9 protein-coding genes are annotated in these 14,629 nt (G+C 35.3%); 5 read left to right on the top strand and 4 right to left on the bottom strand.

The features are described 5' to 3' along the window. Positions 1 to 26: 26 nt before the first annotated feature. The 5 genes from AAOP42_RS20385 (at position 27) to AAOP42_RS20365 (ending at position 8,399) form a co-directional block, all read left to right on the top strand. Positions 27 to 725 (top strand): class I SAM-dependent methyltransferase, encoded by a 699-nt coding sequence (locus AAOP42_RS20385; protein ID WP_349530434.1) that lies wholly within the window; start codon positions 27 to 29, stop codon positions 723 to 725. Beyond that, a complete protein-coding gene (locus AAOP42_RS20380; protein WP_349530500.1) occupies positions 725 to 1,513 on the top strand; it encodes a DUF5672 family protein in 789 nt (262 codons plus the stop codon). The genes AAOP42_RS20385 and AAOP42_RS20380 overlap by 1 nt, the downstream gene beginning before the upstream one ends. After that, positions 1,497 to 7,247: a PKD domain-containing protein gene (locus AAOP42_RS20375; protein ID WP_349530433.1), complete on the top strand. Its 5,751-nt coding sequence runs from the start codon at positions 1,497 to 1,499 to the stop codon at positions 7,245 to 7,247. The genes AAOP42_RS20380 and AAOP42_RS20375 overlap by 17 nt, the downstream gene beginning before the upstream one ends. A gap of 157 nt (positions 7,248 to 7,404) precedes the next feature. Further along, positions 7,405 to 7,890, top strand: a complete 486-nt coding sequence (locus AAOP42_RS20370) for an Lrp/AsnC family transcriptional regulator (protein ID WP_502947680.1) — start codon at positions 7,405 to 7,407, stop codon at positions 7,888 to 7,890. A 5-nt stretch (positions 7,891 to 7,895) separates the two neighbouring features. Next, a complete protein-coding gene (locus AAOP42_RS20365) occupies positions 7,896 to 8,399 on the top strand; it encodes a phosphoribosyltransferase family protein (protein ID WP_349530432.1) in 504 nt (167 codons plus the stop codon). Between the two features lie 8 nt (positions 8,400 to 8,407). On the opposite strand, the gene AAOP42_RS20360 is transcribed toward AAOP42_RS20365, so the two are convergent. The 4 genes from AAOP42_RS20360 to AAOP42_RS20345 form a co-directional block, all read right to left on the bottom strand. Then, positions 8,408 to 9,226, bottom strand: a complete 819-nt coding sequence (locus AAOP42_RS20360; protein ID WP_349530431.1) for a hypothetical protein — start codon at positions 9,224 to 9,226, stop codon at positions 8,408 to 8,410. A 189-nt stretch (positions 9,227 to 9,415) separates the two neighbouring features. Next, positions 9,416 to 9,733 (bottom strand): DciA family protein, encoded by a 318-nt coding sequence (locus AAOP42_RS20355; RefSeq protein WP_349530430.1) that lies wholly within the window; start codon positions 9,731 to 9,733, stop codon positions 9,416 to 9,418. An 81-nt stretch (positions 9,734 to 9,814) separates the two neighbouring features. Further along, positions 9,815 to 10,609, bottom strand: coding sequence for a zinc-dependent peptidase (locus AAOP42_RS20350; RefSeq protein ID WP_349530429.1), 795 nt, complete (start codon positions 10,607 to 10,609; stop codon positions 9,815 to 9,817). 340 nt (positions 10,610 to 10,949) lie between these two features. Further along, a complete protein-coding gene (locus AAOP42_RS20345; RefSeq protein WP_349530428.1) occupies positions 10,950 to 14,591 on the bottom strand; it encodes an ATP-binding protein in 3,642 nt (1,213 codons plus the stop codon). Positions 14,592 to 14,629 lie beyond the last annotated feature (38 nt).

Genomic DNA, 14,629 nt, shown 5'->3' with positions numbered 1-14,629 from the left:
TAATAATCACATTCGAAATTTAAATCATGGGAGATTATAATCAGTTATTATGGATAAGAGAAAATAGAAACTTAGTGAAAGGCCCAATCTTAGAAGTGGGTTCTAAGTTTTACGACCCTTCTACTAGCATAGATTATCGATCAATATTTCCTTCGTTTGAATATTTAGGTATGGACTTAGAATCCGGGCAAAACGTGGATGTTGTATGTGATTTGACTCAAGATTTCGATGACTTTCCAGAAGTGTTGCAAAGCACGAAATATCAAACAGTAATTTGCTGTAGTGTCATGGAACATGTAAAAGATATATATAAGGCTGCTAATAATATTTCCCATTTGGTTAAGAAAGGGGGTGTATTGTTCATTTCAACTCCGTTCATTTGGCAATTTCATGGATATCCATCTGACTATTGGAGGTTCACTCCTGAAGCTGTGAGATACCTGTTCAAAGATTTTGATTTTGATTTGTTAGGTGAAAACACAATTTCATCTAATACAGATAATGACATGCAAAAATTATCACGGGATCCAAATGATTTTTTATATAAGAATGAGCTTTACCAATTTCAACAAGACATTAAGAACCCGATACTCAGAAAATTGAAAAGAGTTTTACACTTTTTTGGAAACAAGAATTTTAGAAAAGAGTATCTTCTTCGACAGGTGCTAAAAAAAGAAAAAAGATTTCCATATACTTCAATTAATTTGGTGGGTGTGAAAAAGTGATGATAAATAAATGTGTCATAGTCATTCCAATTTATAAATCTGTATTAAGTCGCTATGAATTAATTTCACTCGAAAGAATTACACAAGTATGTAAACACAATCCAATCACATTTATAGCGCCAAAAGGACTTGAATTAGCAAATTATGAAATTCTTCATAAAGTCTCTTTTGAAACTATATATTTTGATCCTAAATTCTTTGAATCCATCAAGGGTTACAACAGCCTTCTTATTAGTCCATTATTCTATAAGTGTTTTCTAAAATACCAATACTTACTTCTATATCAGTTAGATGCGTTTGTTTTTGATTTCAATATTGATCAATGGTGTGACAAGGAATACGACTATATAGGAGCTCCTTGGTTCGACAAAAAGAGTCCAACTCATTTTTATCACCAATTATTATCATCCTCAAATTTAATTATAAGATTTTTAAAAAGAATTGTAGATTTTAACAAAGGAAATAAACTAAATGTTGGAAACGGAGGACTGTCATTAAGAAAGGTGAAAACATTTTATAAAATTAGCAAATGGCTTCCATTGATAGAACCAAACTTACAAAAATACAATAACAATGAGGATATGGTCTGGTCTATTTTAGTAACTAAATATTTTTATAATTTTAAAGTTCCTGATTTTAAAGAAGCCCTAAAATTTTCAATTGAAAAAAATCCAAAAGAAGGGCTGGCTATTTTAGAAAATAAATTACCATTTGGATGTCACGCGTGGGAAAAGTATAACATCTCCGTATGGAGACCCATTTTTAAGAAGTATGATTTTATCATTTAGAAATATTACCATCCTCTTTTTTTCCATCGCAAGCTTTAATGCTTCCGGCCAACTTACTGCGTCTTTTGATCTTCCTAGTACAGTCTGTTTGAATCAACAAATAGAAATATCAAATACCACAATAAACGGAGTAAACTATCAATGGGATTTTTGTATGAACGATTTAGATAGCTTGCCACAATACCATGGCGCTTATCCAATAGATGAAGCATCATTTACCGCAGATATTGAAATCGTTTTTGAAGAAGGACAATGGTATGGTTATGTTACAGATTTTCTATTAAAAAAGGTATTTCGATTAGACTATGGTGATAATTTAGATAATTCACCAGTATTAATTGACTTAGGAAATCCAAATAACCTTCTCAATTCCCCCTACCAAATGCGATTGTATAAAGATCAGGGAATATGGTATGGCTTTATAGTCAACTCTGGAAACAACCTCCTAATTAGGTGGACATTTGGTGATGGACTTGATGCTCCTCCTTCTATCACAGAGTCACTGGGAAATTTCGGGAGCTTAAGTAGACCCTATGGAATTCAGCTAATTAAAGAAAATGATCAGTACATCGCTGTAATCCCTAATAATTCTAATAACAGCATTACTCTTATAAATTTCGGCACAACCTTGTCGAATACCCCTACCATTGGAGATGCTATCACTATTGGAAATGAAATTGGCCTAAGTGCAGCTGACAAAATATCTATTATTGAAACCAATGGATCATGGTATGGACTAATTTGTTCTTCTGGTAATAATAAAATCTTCAGAATTGAATTTGGTTCAACGCTATTTGACACGAATTATACATTTACTGATATCGGCACAGTTAGTAAACCGTTTGGAATCGAATTAATTCAAGAAGGGTTGTCGTTTTACGGTTTAGTTGTTGGACAAACTACTGGATTATACAGAATAAATTTTGGAATAGATATCGAATCAGTTCCCACTATCGAATCGATTGGAAAATTGGATATTCCTGATCAACTTCGAACTTTAAAAGTGATCAGGGAATCTCCCAGATGGCATGCTTATACAACAAGTCGAAATAATGGTATTGTAAGTAGAATAGATTTTAATGACCAGTGCACAGGAAATCTTGCGTCAAATACTGAAACCGAACCTCAACTTTTAACTTATGATGTCTCGGGAACTTTTGCCATAGAACTTACTGCTTTTAGCAGCAACGGAAACTTAGATGTAGCTTCTCAAACGATAGCTGTTCTAAATGGCACAGCTCCGAATATCTCCTTTTCAACTAGCAATCAATGTATCGCCAATACAAACACTTTCACCACCACTGACAATGGCGACATCTCCTCTTACTCCTGGGACTTTAACGCTGATGGTATTGAAGACTCCAACGAGCAAAACCCCAACTTTCAATTTGGATCAATTGGGACTCATGATGTAAAGTTGGTGGTTCAAGCCACCAATGGATGCTTTAATAATACAACACAAGAAGTAATTTTATATCCAGAACCACCAACACCAAGTTTTGAGGTTGATTCAGAATTGGCCTGTTCAAATACTGAATTGTCTTTCAATAACCTATCTGATGAATCGGCTCATACTTCTGAAAGTATTTCCTACCTCTGGGATTTTGATGGTGAAAGTACAAGCACAGAAGTAAATCCAGCATATACCTTCGATTCAGGAGGTACAAAGCAAATTTCCCTTTCTATGTCTATTCCGGGATGTGAGTCTTTTTTTTCTCAAAATGTTGAAGTCATTACAGGACCTGGAATAAACTTTAGTTATACAAATAATTGCTTTGGAGAAGAAGTGCAGTTTATTAATAATAGTGAAACTACCAACACAAGTGTACTTTGGGATTTCGGGGACGGAAGTCCAACCACATCAACATATTCTCCTCAGCATTTATACACACTGGCAGACGATTATATAATTTCATTAAGCGTAACTGACAATAATAATGGTTGCATTTCTAAGTTAGAAAAAAATATAAATATCAATGATCAACCACTAGTTGAATTTTTATATGATTCTCCAATTGTCGAAAACCTAACTTCTCAATTTTACGGTCAAGATTTAACTTTAGAAGAGGATAATATAATACAATGGAATTGGAAATTTGGAAATAGTTTTTCTTCTAGCGATAAAACTACACAGATTACCTTTTCTAGTCCAGATACCGTTGAAGTTTCATTGTCAGTTACTACTGCCCAAGGATGTTCAGATGTATTTAGTAATAACGTAATAATTCAATCAGCAGAAAAACCACTTACAAATTTCGACCTTCCCAATACAGCCTGTTTAAATGAACAAATAGAAATAACAAATACTACCATTAATGGGGTAAACTATCAATGGGATTTTTGTATGAACGATTTGGATAGCTTGCCAGAGAATCACAGTGCGTTTGCAATAAGTGAAGCCTCATTTACAGCAGATATTGATATTGTTTTTGAAGAAGGTCAATGGCATGGTTATGTTACAGATTTCCTATCAAAAAAAGTATTTCGATTAGACTATGGTAATAATTTAGATAAATCTCCAATATTAACTGACTTAGGAAACCCAAATGACTTATTGAATAATCCAAATCAAATGAGATTATACAAGGATCAGGGTATCTGGTATGGCTTTATAGTTAACTCTGGAAACAATCTCCTTATTAGGTGGACATTTGGAGATGGGCTTGATGCTCCTCCTTCTATCACCGAGTCACTAGGAAATTTTGGGAGCTTAAGTAGACCTTATGCAATCCAAATAATTAAAGCGAAAGACCAGTACATAGCTGTAATCTCAAATAATTCTAGTAACAACATTACCTTAATAAATTTTGGCGCAACCTTGTCAAATAATCCTTCGGTGGCAGATGCAATTACCATAGGAAATGACATTGGACTAAATGCAGCTGATAAAATATCTATTATTGAAACGAATGGATTATGGTACGGCCTCATTTGTTCTTATGGTCAAGACAAAATATTCAGGATTGAATTTGGTTCAACTTTATTTGATTTGAATTATACATATACTGATCTCGGCACAGTAGATAAACCTTTTGGAATTGAGTTGATACAAGAGGGATTGTCGTATTATGGTTTGGTCGCTGGTCAAAATACTGGATTCTACAGAATTAATTTTGGGACTGATCTTGAAGCAATTCCCACTATTGAGTCGTTGGGCGAATTAGATATTACTGGCCAGTTTCGAACTTTAAAATTGGTCAGGGACTCTCCAGGATGGCATGCATATACAACAAGTCGAAATAATGGTATTGTAAGTAGAATAGATTTTAATGACCAGTGCTCAGGAAACCTTGCCTCAAATATTGAAACCGAACCTCAAGATATAACATATGATGACTCTGGAACCTTTGCCATTGAACTTACTGCTTTCAGCAGTAACGGAAACTTCGATGTTTCATCCCAAACAATAACGGTAATTGACTCCCAAGCCCCCGAAATATCCTTTTCTATCGACGATTCTCAGTGCATCGCAAACACCAACACCTTCACCACCACTGACAATGTCGGCATCTCCTCCTACTCTTGGGACTTCAACAACGATGGTATCGAAGATAGTAACGAGCCAAATCCAAACTTTCAGTTTGGATCAATTGGAACACAAGATGTGAAACTCGTAGTACAAGCTACCAATGGTTGCTTTAACAATACGACTCAACAAGTGGTATTGTATCCTGAACCTCCAACACCGGATTTTGAAATAGAAACGGAACTGGTCTGTTCTAATACTGAATTGTCATTTAACAACCTCTCGAACGAATCAGATCATACTCCTGAAATTATCTCTTACCTCTGGGATTTTGATGGAGAAAGTACCAGCGCAGAAGCAAATCCAGCTTATACCTTCAGTACTGGGGGTACAAAACAAATTTCTCTGACCATGTCTATTCCAGGTTGCGAGTCATTTTTCTCGCAAAATGTAGAAGTTATTGCCGGGCCAAGTGTTGATTTTGATGTCATAAACGATTGTGAGGGAGTGGAAATCTACATGAACAACCAAACAACCGGTGAAAGTGTTTCTGAATTTTTATGGGATTTTGGTGATGGTTTCACTAACACTACAGAAAACCCATCGCACGCTTTTCAGTCTGCAGATGACTATGTGATAACTCTTTCCAGCACTAATGATATGGGCTGTACCAACGTTATCTCAAAACCATTGACTGTCTATTCATTACCCACTGTTTCGTTCACAGCAGAAGCTGGTTGTGAGAACCTGCTATTACAATTTACTGATGAGTCATTAGCAGACAATGCCAACATCACTGCATGGAATTGGGACTTTGACGGGCTGGGTTCAGCTACCAATCAAAACCCTGAGTTTAAATTTGAAACTGCCGGAGAATATGAAGTTACTTTATCTGCTGAAACTAATTTCGGATGCCTGGGAAGTGTACAACAAATGGTGACCATAGCTCCCTCGCCCGTTGTAAATTTCACTTCTTCTATCGGTTGTTTAAATGAACTTACTTTTTTTACCGATATCACCACAACTGATGTATCCAATCCGATAACATCCTGGTATTGGGAGATAGATGGAAAAATATTTACGGAACAAAACCCACAATATGCCTTTAAAAACAGTGGCACTTATGATATAGCACTCACTGTCACACCGCAAAATAACTGTGCAATAAAATTCAACAAAGAAGTATATATTGAAAATCTGCCTTCTGTTGATTTTTCTGCCTCCAGAACATGCGACAATGAATTTACTGTATTTACTGATCTGTCACTGGTAGAAACCTCCCCAATAATATCAAGAATATGGGATTTCGACGGGCTGGCAACAGCAAATGGATCGCAAGCGGTATTTAATTTTCCTCAATCTGGTATTTATGACGTTTCACTTATGGTGATAAATGAAAACGGATGTACAAACCAAATCACAAAATCAATTGAAATATTTGCTGCACCGACTGCAATATTTTCTACTGACGTCAATTTTGGGGCACCTCCATTGGAAGTAAATTTTACAAACAATTCTACAGGTGCTGATCGTTACACATGGGATTTTAGTGATGTTGCCAACTCTTCATCATCCCAAACAAATCCGTCATTCATTTTCAATGAAGTAAGAGATTACAATGTTCGGCTTATAGCAGAAAACAACTTTAACTGTAGCGATACGACATATGCTAAAATTGTTTCTACCATGCCAAAATTGGATTTGGAATTGGTTGAAATTGAACCTTCCTTAAATAATGGAAAGATCAATCTTTCACTTACCGTTTCAAACAGTGGCACAGTAAAAATTGATGGTTTTGATGTTACAGTGGAAATAGAAAATAGTTTTTCCATTTCAGAGAGTTATTCCGGTTCACTAAATGCCTCAGAAGAAATCATTTATCCTTTAAATTTTGAAATCCCTTCCACCAGTAGCAACATCGGTTTCATTTGCATTCGTTTGGAAGATCTAATCTCAAATATTGAAGATGCTAACACATTAAATAATGAAAAATGCACCAATTTCGATCAGGAAATTGTAATAGAAAATCCATATCCGAACCCTGCAGAGGATGCCATCAATTTTAGAATAATCCTTCCGACCAAATCCACCATTACACTTTCCCTCCTGAATATTCATGGCAAAACCGTTTACAATGAATCTTTTCCCAACATATCCACAGGACTCAATACTTTCTCTATTGACATTGCTAATTTCAATACCGGAATGTATTTCCTAAAAATCAATACTCTTGAAACAGAAGAGATAAAAAGAATAATAAAGTTTTAAAATCCTCTATTAAGAAAAATCAAAATATAATATTGTTGTAGTATATTTATATAAAATTAAAAACTGAATAAAATGAATTAATATTAGAGCATTTGAAAAATACAATTGTTGTAAACACATACCAACAAAAAAATAACCCCATTTACGTCAAACCATCATGAACAGCCATCTTAAACTCGATTCGTTGGATAGAAGCATTCTAAAGATTCTTCAAAAAAGAGGAAAAATTACCAATGCTAAATTATCCGAAGAGATAGGCCTTTCTCCTGCTCCTACTCTGGAGAGAGTAAAAAAACTAGAACAATCCGGAATCATAAAAAGCTACCATGCTGAATTGAACTCAGAAAAACTCGGCCTGGGAGTAAACACCTTCGTACAGGTTTCCCTCAAAGGCCATAACAAAACCAATATTGACATTTTTACCTCCAAAATAAAGGAAATTGATGAAGTCATAGAATGCCATCATGTTACCGGATCAGGTGATTTTCTGCTTAGGGTAATCGCCAGGGATATAGCCAGCTATCAACTGCTCATGTTAGAAAAAGTAAGTGACATAGAAGTAGTAGATAGTCTGCAAACAATGGTAATTTTATCTACTTTTAAGGATTCAAAGTCTATTCCGATTCCCAATGATAAGCGTTGAACAAAATGGTAGCAGAAAAAAATCTCATACTTAATAAAAAGCAAATAGATCAGAAAATCAAACGAATAGCTTACGAGATTTATGAAAATAATATAGAAGAGAAACAAGTAGTACTGGCAGGAATCTCAGAGAATGGCTACATTCTTGCTTCTCTGATTGAAAAAGAACTAAATAGTATCTCACCACTACAAGTAGAAACGGTTAAGATATCAATAGACAAAAACTCGCCCTCTACCAGTGAAATAAAATTGAGCAACACACACGTCAATTTTTCCAACAAGGCGGTGATATTACTGGATGACGTATTGAACACGGGAAAAACTGTGGCTTTTACTCTCAAAGCTTTCTTAAATTCTGATGTAAAAAAAATAGAGGTTGGGGTTTTAGTAAACAGAAACCACAAACTTTTCCCTATTTATCCTAAATACACAGGATACGAACTGGCAACTACGTTTACCGAACATGTAGAAGTTTTGTTAAAAAAAGGAAAAGGAGTTTATCTTTATTGAAGGTTAAATCAGCCAGTTGTTAGTATTAAAGACAACTCGTCATAACCTGAAATAACTTTTTTTAGATCTGGTATTTCTTGTTCAGATGCCATAATTAATTCCAAAAGCTCTTTGATTCGCTGAGATCGGTCAAATCTGGAAGCTTCATTCAAACTATACAAAGCCAGAGAAAGATTCCCTGAGTTGTAAGAATTTACGGCGGTATTGTAGTACTGTAAACCTATCAACTCAACATAAGAAATAGATTTGTAAATATCATAAGAAAAACCCTTTCCTCCTCTTGGCTTATTTTGCTTCATCGCAGCATCTATCCTGCTTTCAATTTCATCAGCTTTATAAACAAACCCGTTTATTGGGTCAGTTGATTCAATAAGGTATTGATGTCCATCTGTATTTACCAATAAAAACATGTGGTAATTGGTTTCTATAATTTCATATTCATACCCCAATTCATCCATAAGAAATGCATATAATGCGGTTCCCGTCAAACAACCATAAGTCCCTGTCTCGAACAAATCCTGAAAGGACTGATACGGAACATACTTTTTCAGATATTCCTTATGAACCTGAAAAAATACTCTTTTCAATAATCGGTGATTGTCATTCCACCTGTGTTGTTTCAACTTCAACTCATCAACAAATGCATCATAATTGGATTTTAAGCTTTTTCGATCCTGAAATCGAGGAGCTTCATCAATATTCAGCAGCAAGTTGAATGCATGATCTAAGGAATATTTGTTACTCTTTGGAGCACCCGCACCCGCATATCCTTTGGTGACAAAGAATGCGAGAACAAAGAAAAGAAATAGAATTTTAAAGCATCTCATTACCCCTGTGTTACCTTATTTTTATATAGTTAACATAAAATTAACATTAAGATAACATTAAAGCAAGGTAGCCCCCCTAATTTATTATTTATCAGGTTCGCCCTTATATAGTCTTAATTGACTCCACGGGCTATTTTGAGTCAGAAAAAAATATTTCAGAAGGAATGACAAAACATGAAGAATACAATTTCAAATAAAAAGTATATCCTTCACCACCGGCTTGCCATAATGCTGCTCTATCAGTGCCATTACTTTTGACTTGGAGTTGTTCAATTCATGTTTGAGGGGAGCTGAACTTAGTGTCACAATCATTACATGGTCTCTGATGTATATATTGGAAGTTCTATTGGCTATGGCTTTGCCCATAATCTTCTCCCAGGTAGAAACCAGACTTGCTTCATCAAATTTTACATCAATGTTGTAAGACTTGAGCATGGCACTCATAGCATCTTTCAATGTAACTGTCGATTTGTTTCTTATTCCTGCCGGATGTGATTTTTTCTTCATACACAATCAATTCCCAAGTAATTTGAATTGGGTTCAAAGTTACCCACTAGAATGGATACTTCACTTTGATTCTCCTACATTTCAGGAAATTTCTTCCCCTATCAGCATACATGGGTCTTGCCTCAATAGTTTCGATAGCACATAGTATAGATTAGGCATCATTGTCTTAAATTCTTTTGAACGCTCGAAGAAATTTTCAATAGCTATGGCAAAAAATTCATCCTGATCAGTTGAGGCATAATCACGAAACATTCGGCTGTTTCCCGATTTGATCCTTTCGATTTCCAGTGCGGCAAGTCCATGCCACTCTTCCAGAATATGTGGTTCAAAAAAGTCAAATTCGTCATTGAATATTATATTTTCCAATCTCAAGGCGTGAGCCATTTCGTGCAGTCCCAAATTAACTCCACTGTCGGACTCTATGTAACCCTGAACAAAACTCTTCCATGACAGAACTATCGCCTGAAACCTCGGATTCACCTCACCTTTATGATACACTCTGTTTATGGTAGAATAATAATTGTCGGGGTAAATCAAAATTCTTTTAAAATGAGACAGAAATATTTTAGGGTATCCAAAAGTAAGTTGTACAGCACATGCCGAAATCAATACTTTCATTTCGGCTGTCACTGTTTCAATATTTCTGGGAATAAATTCTTTTATATGGATAAAATACTGAAGTTTTCGTTCAAAGAGCTTTTGCTCCTGTACACCCAGATTGTTGTAATAAGGGAAGTGCTGTTTGAGTATGATTTTGTAATTTCTTTTCAATGGCCTTGCCACTCCGGGCACCTGAAAACCCATATCCACCTTACCAGTAAGCGAAAACAAAAGGATGATAAAGCAAGACAAAAGAAACAAATAAAAAGCTCCCATAATGTAAACTTATACAGATACTACATTTTAGTCTAAAAAGGGAAATAACCCAAAAGCAGATCAAATATTTGAAAAATGAGAAGATAAACTTGAATTGGTTCGATATTAAGTATTCAAAAATTAAGAATACTACTTACCAAAAGAGCACCAAAACTATAAAATGGATCACCACTATTATATAATAATATTAGTGAGATTTATACAAAATACCAAGTCAATAAAAACCTTCTCCTAGCAGGGAGTAAAATTATACAAGGTAATGGTTATTTTATCAAAATAGGAAGAGGGAAATTAATACAGTATTCAAAGTAGATGAAGCTATACCAACAGTCCTGTATTCTCACACTAACGGAAGCTCTATAAAAAAAACAGTCCCATCTGGCAAGTTGGGTTCAAACCATATCCGACCTCCTGCATGTTCGATACCTCTTTTGGCTACTGCCAGACCTATACCCGATCCGGATGCTTTTGTGCTAAAATTTGGAATAAATACTTTATCCTTGATTTTGTCGGATATTCCTGTGCCTATGTCCCGAAAAGTCATCAATGCTTTTTGCTCTTTTTTTTCTACAGATATCTCCAAAACAGGGAAAGCAACCGCACTCATCGACTGAAAAGCATTCAGAATGATATTATTAAAAATTCTCCCAAAGAGTTTCCTGTCTCCGCTGATCAGCGTCTCACCATCGTCGTAGCAGAAAGAAATATTTTTGTCAGGATGAAGGTTAATCGTTTTTTCCAGTTCCTGCACTATATTAATAGTTTCATTTTCCGGATCAGGCATTTTGGCAAAGTGACTGAATGAAGTTACAATTTGATCGAGGGTATCGACCTGACTCAATAGTGTGCTTAGCGACTTCCTTCTTTCATCCTTTTGATCCATTACCCTGTCAAGGTGCTGCAATGTCAGCTTCATTGGCGTCAACGGATTCTTTATTTCGTGGGCTACCTGCTTTGCCATCTCTTTCCATGCGGCCTCCTTTTCACTTCTGGCCAATTCCTTTTTACTTACCTCAAGTTTCTCAAGCATACTGTTGTATTCTTGCACAAGCACTCCTATCTCGTCATTAGAATTCCATTCAAGTGGTAGATTTTCTTCTGACAGCTCTGTCTTTTTTAGTTTCAAAGCAATGAGCATAATTGGGTTGGTCAATCTCCTGACCGCTACATAAGACAGCCCAATTGAGATTAAAAAAATCAGTGTTGAAATATTGATGATATTGCCAAAAACTTCGGTTTCCTGACGTTCCAGATGGTTTTTTGAGCTGAAAAATGGAGAACTCATTATTCCCAGCAACTTACCATCCTGGTAAGATCTAATGGCAATGTAAGAAGACTTGTAATACAATTTACCCAAAGATTCTTCCAATATTACCTGATCTTTATCTTCATGTTTTAGCTTACGAAATGCAACAGGATTGATGTAAGGTGAAAGTAATCCTGCTTCCATTATTTTGGGTTGGCTGGTTGAAATGAGCCTGCCTTCCTGATCGTACAAACTAATGTCAGCCCGGGAGCTTCTGCTTATTTTCAACAACTCGTTTGAAAGTCCGTCTCTGTTGAGGTCATTTGCATAAAAATCAGTAATTAAATCCACGAAGTTTTCACTCATGGCTATCGTTTGTTTTTGATAGGATTTATCAATCTCCGCCTTATACGATTTGCTAAGCGTATTTAATATAGCAGCTCCTACAAGCAACAACGGAATAGCAAAAGCACACCCGAGGTAAATCAGAATTTTAGTAGAGAAATTAAAAGATTTAATGGTTTCGTGATTCAGCAATGAATTGACAATAATTACTGCGACAGATATGGCCAGGAACAACAAAAACAGAAATGAAAAATTTGAAAGTACTGACCAAAATGAATAAAGTTTGGAAGTGATAATAATTGACTTGGTGTCTGCTTTAACTGCCAGATGGTGATAACCGTATTTCTCTATTCCTCTTTCAAATATCCGGGGAGTGGTAATCCAAACCGGAGCAAAGTCTGCTTTATAGTTGAAATTTCCGACACTATGTACCAACTCATTGTTGTCATAAACCGCAAAATCAAAATCATTCTTTGCAAATGAACTGTTGTCAAGCAACAATTCAGGATACACGGATTTAGATACCTGCTTTTTTTGATGCAACTCCAGAATGATATAACCGGTTTTATTTCGATACCTTTCCAATTCTATGAAGCAGATATATCGTTTTCTTCCTGTAGATAAAAAATTTCCTTCAAAAAAAATATTATCAAAGTCAGTCTTAAACTCCTTTGAGTTAAATCTCTTTTTAAAATCTTCGTAATATATCAACCCCACATTTTTTCCAATACCTAAGCCATCACGATCAAACAAGTTTATTCTGATGTCATATTCACTAAAGTACTCATCTACCAACAATTGGTTGATTCTATCTTTGATCTGCGAAACCGATACCCTACGACCACTAAGTTTACTGTTCAGACTCATATCTGATCTTATCAGGTTAGATATTTGTTCTAACAAATACTCCCCTTCTATGTCTCTGTCTATCAAAAGTTTGGTAGCAAATTTCTGCTTTTGATTCAGTTCATTTCTTTCGTATCCCTTATATACAGACACTGCACTTACACCAGAAAGTAAAATAATCGCAGAGAGCACGTAGAGTAGTGAACCAAACTTAAATGTCCTCATTCGCGAAGGAAAATCATTCAAATAGATGATAGTGAAATAGCCTGTATGAAATAATAATATGATCAAATAATACTCATTTGTAAGCAGTCCCACAGCTCCCATAACCAACACAGATGGCAATGCGGTAAAAAGAAAAGAATTGATAAAATTTCTTTCTCCGTAAAAGGCAATTTTATACACAATGTGTATGATCAAAAAGGCCATTACTCCGGCAAGCAGGATCACTATAAAAGCTACCATCCTAATCAAATCGAATTCAATAGAGTCGCTCAAATCGAGGCTAATTTGAGAATTGACAAGAATTCCAAGCAAAATCGCTCCATAGTAATACAGCACCCAATAGCTTAGAAAATACAAAATCAAACCAATTAATCTTTTAGTTTTTTTAAAAAAAAACACATTGACTGTTTCTGCAATATGGTTTCGACAAACAAAAAGAAACAGTGTTACAGCGAGTAAACTCAATACGTTCAGAAGCAAATCTCCCAATGATGGATTAATACCGGAGGAAACATAAATGCTGGAATTGAATAAATCCAGACCTGTCAACCTAAAAGGAATATTTAGCAATATCAAGCTGGTACGCATCACCGCATTTCCCACCAACAATACTATAAAACCAACAAATCGTTTTTCTTTACCAACCCAGCTCAGCGCAAACTGATATAATGAAATAATAAGGAAAGCTATCAAACCAAAACTCAATAGATTCACTATGAATATCATCTCTGAATGAAAAATTGTCTTTTCCAAAATTTTAACAAAAAAAAGCGGCTGACCTGCCAACTTTATTTCAATGGCTCCCTCTTTATTGTTTTCTAACAACCTCACCTGATCGGTAAGAATATCGTGGTTGACAGTGGTGCTCAAATATTGGTTGGTGATATTGTATTTTGTGATCAATGGAATCATTGATACCAAAATATACCTTGAGTCTTTTAAGGTTACTACTTTCTTTTTGTAGAGGTACTTACTATGATCTATTGATGTCAGGCCAAAAGTATCCAGATTAGCCAGCTTTTCGAATTTCAAATCAACTTTAGAGGTATTCCAATATGCCAGTTTATTTTTTGTAAATACAAAGGTAGGGTACTCGTTGTGAGGAAAATCCGGAAACGACAATACTGAAAAATCTAAGCTTACAGCATCGATGTATTTTTGCTGAAGACTCAGCTCTTTTTGCAAACCAGTCTCAATATTTGACTTTATTATTACTGAATCTGATTTGCCAAACAAGCTGATCAAATATAAGACCAGCCCCATGACCAACGCCAGTAAAGCCGTAAATTTGTAAGACCACAAAAATTGATACGCTTTCAATATATCCTATTTAGAATAAAAAAGTATTGATCCATGGC

It is taken from the genome of Reichenbachiella sp. MALMAid0571 (genome assembly GCF_040151475.1).
Classification (GTDB): domain Bacteria; phylum Bacteroidota; class Bacteroidia; order Cytophagales; family Cyclobacteriaceae; genus CAXBNB01.
This window is presented reverse-complemented; position numbering and strand designations above follow the sequence as displayed.

What these genes read in the sequence shown, in the direction of transcription:
- AAOP42_RS20385 (WP_349530434.1), top strand. Translation starts at nt 27, where the DNA reads ATGGGAGATTATAATCAGTTATTATGGATAAGAGAAAATAGAAACTTA.
- AAOP42_RS20380 (WP_349530500.1), top strand. Translation starts at nt 725, where the DNA reads ATGATAAATAAATGTGTCATAGTCATTCCAATTTATAAATCTGTATTA.
- AAOP42_RS20375 (WP_349530433.1), top strand. Translation starts at nt 1,497, where the DNA reads ATGATTTTATCATTTAGAAATATTACCATCCTCTTTTTTTCCATCGCA.
- AAOP42_RS20370 (WP_502947680.1), top strand. Translation starts at nt 7,405, where the DNA reads ATGAACAGCCATCTTAAACTCGATTCGTTGGATAGAAGCATTCTAAAG.
- AAOP42_RS20365 (WP_349530432.1), top strand. Translation starts at nt 7,896, where the DNA reads ATGGTAGCAGAAAAAAATCTCATACTTAATAAAAAGCAAATAGATCAG.
- AAOP42_RS20360 (WP_349530431.1), bottom strand. Translation starts at nt 9,226, where the DNA reads ATGAGATGCTTTAAAATTCTATTTCTTTTCTTTGTTCTCGCATTCTTT.
- AAOP42_RS20355 (WP_349530430.1), bottom strand. Translation starts at nt 9,733, where the DNA reads ATGAAGAAAAAATCACATCCGGCAGGAATAAGAAACAAATCGACAGTT.
- AAOP42_RS20350 (WP_349530429.1), bottom strand. Translation starts at nt 10,609, where the DNA reads ATGGGAGCTTTTTATTTGTTTCTTTTGTCTTGCTTTATCATCCTTTTG.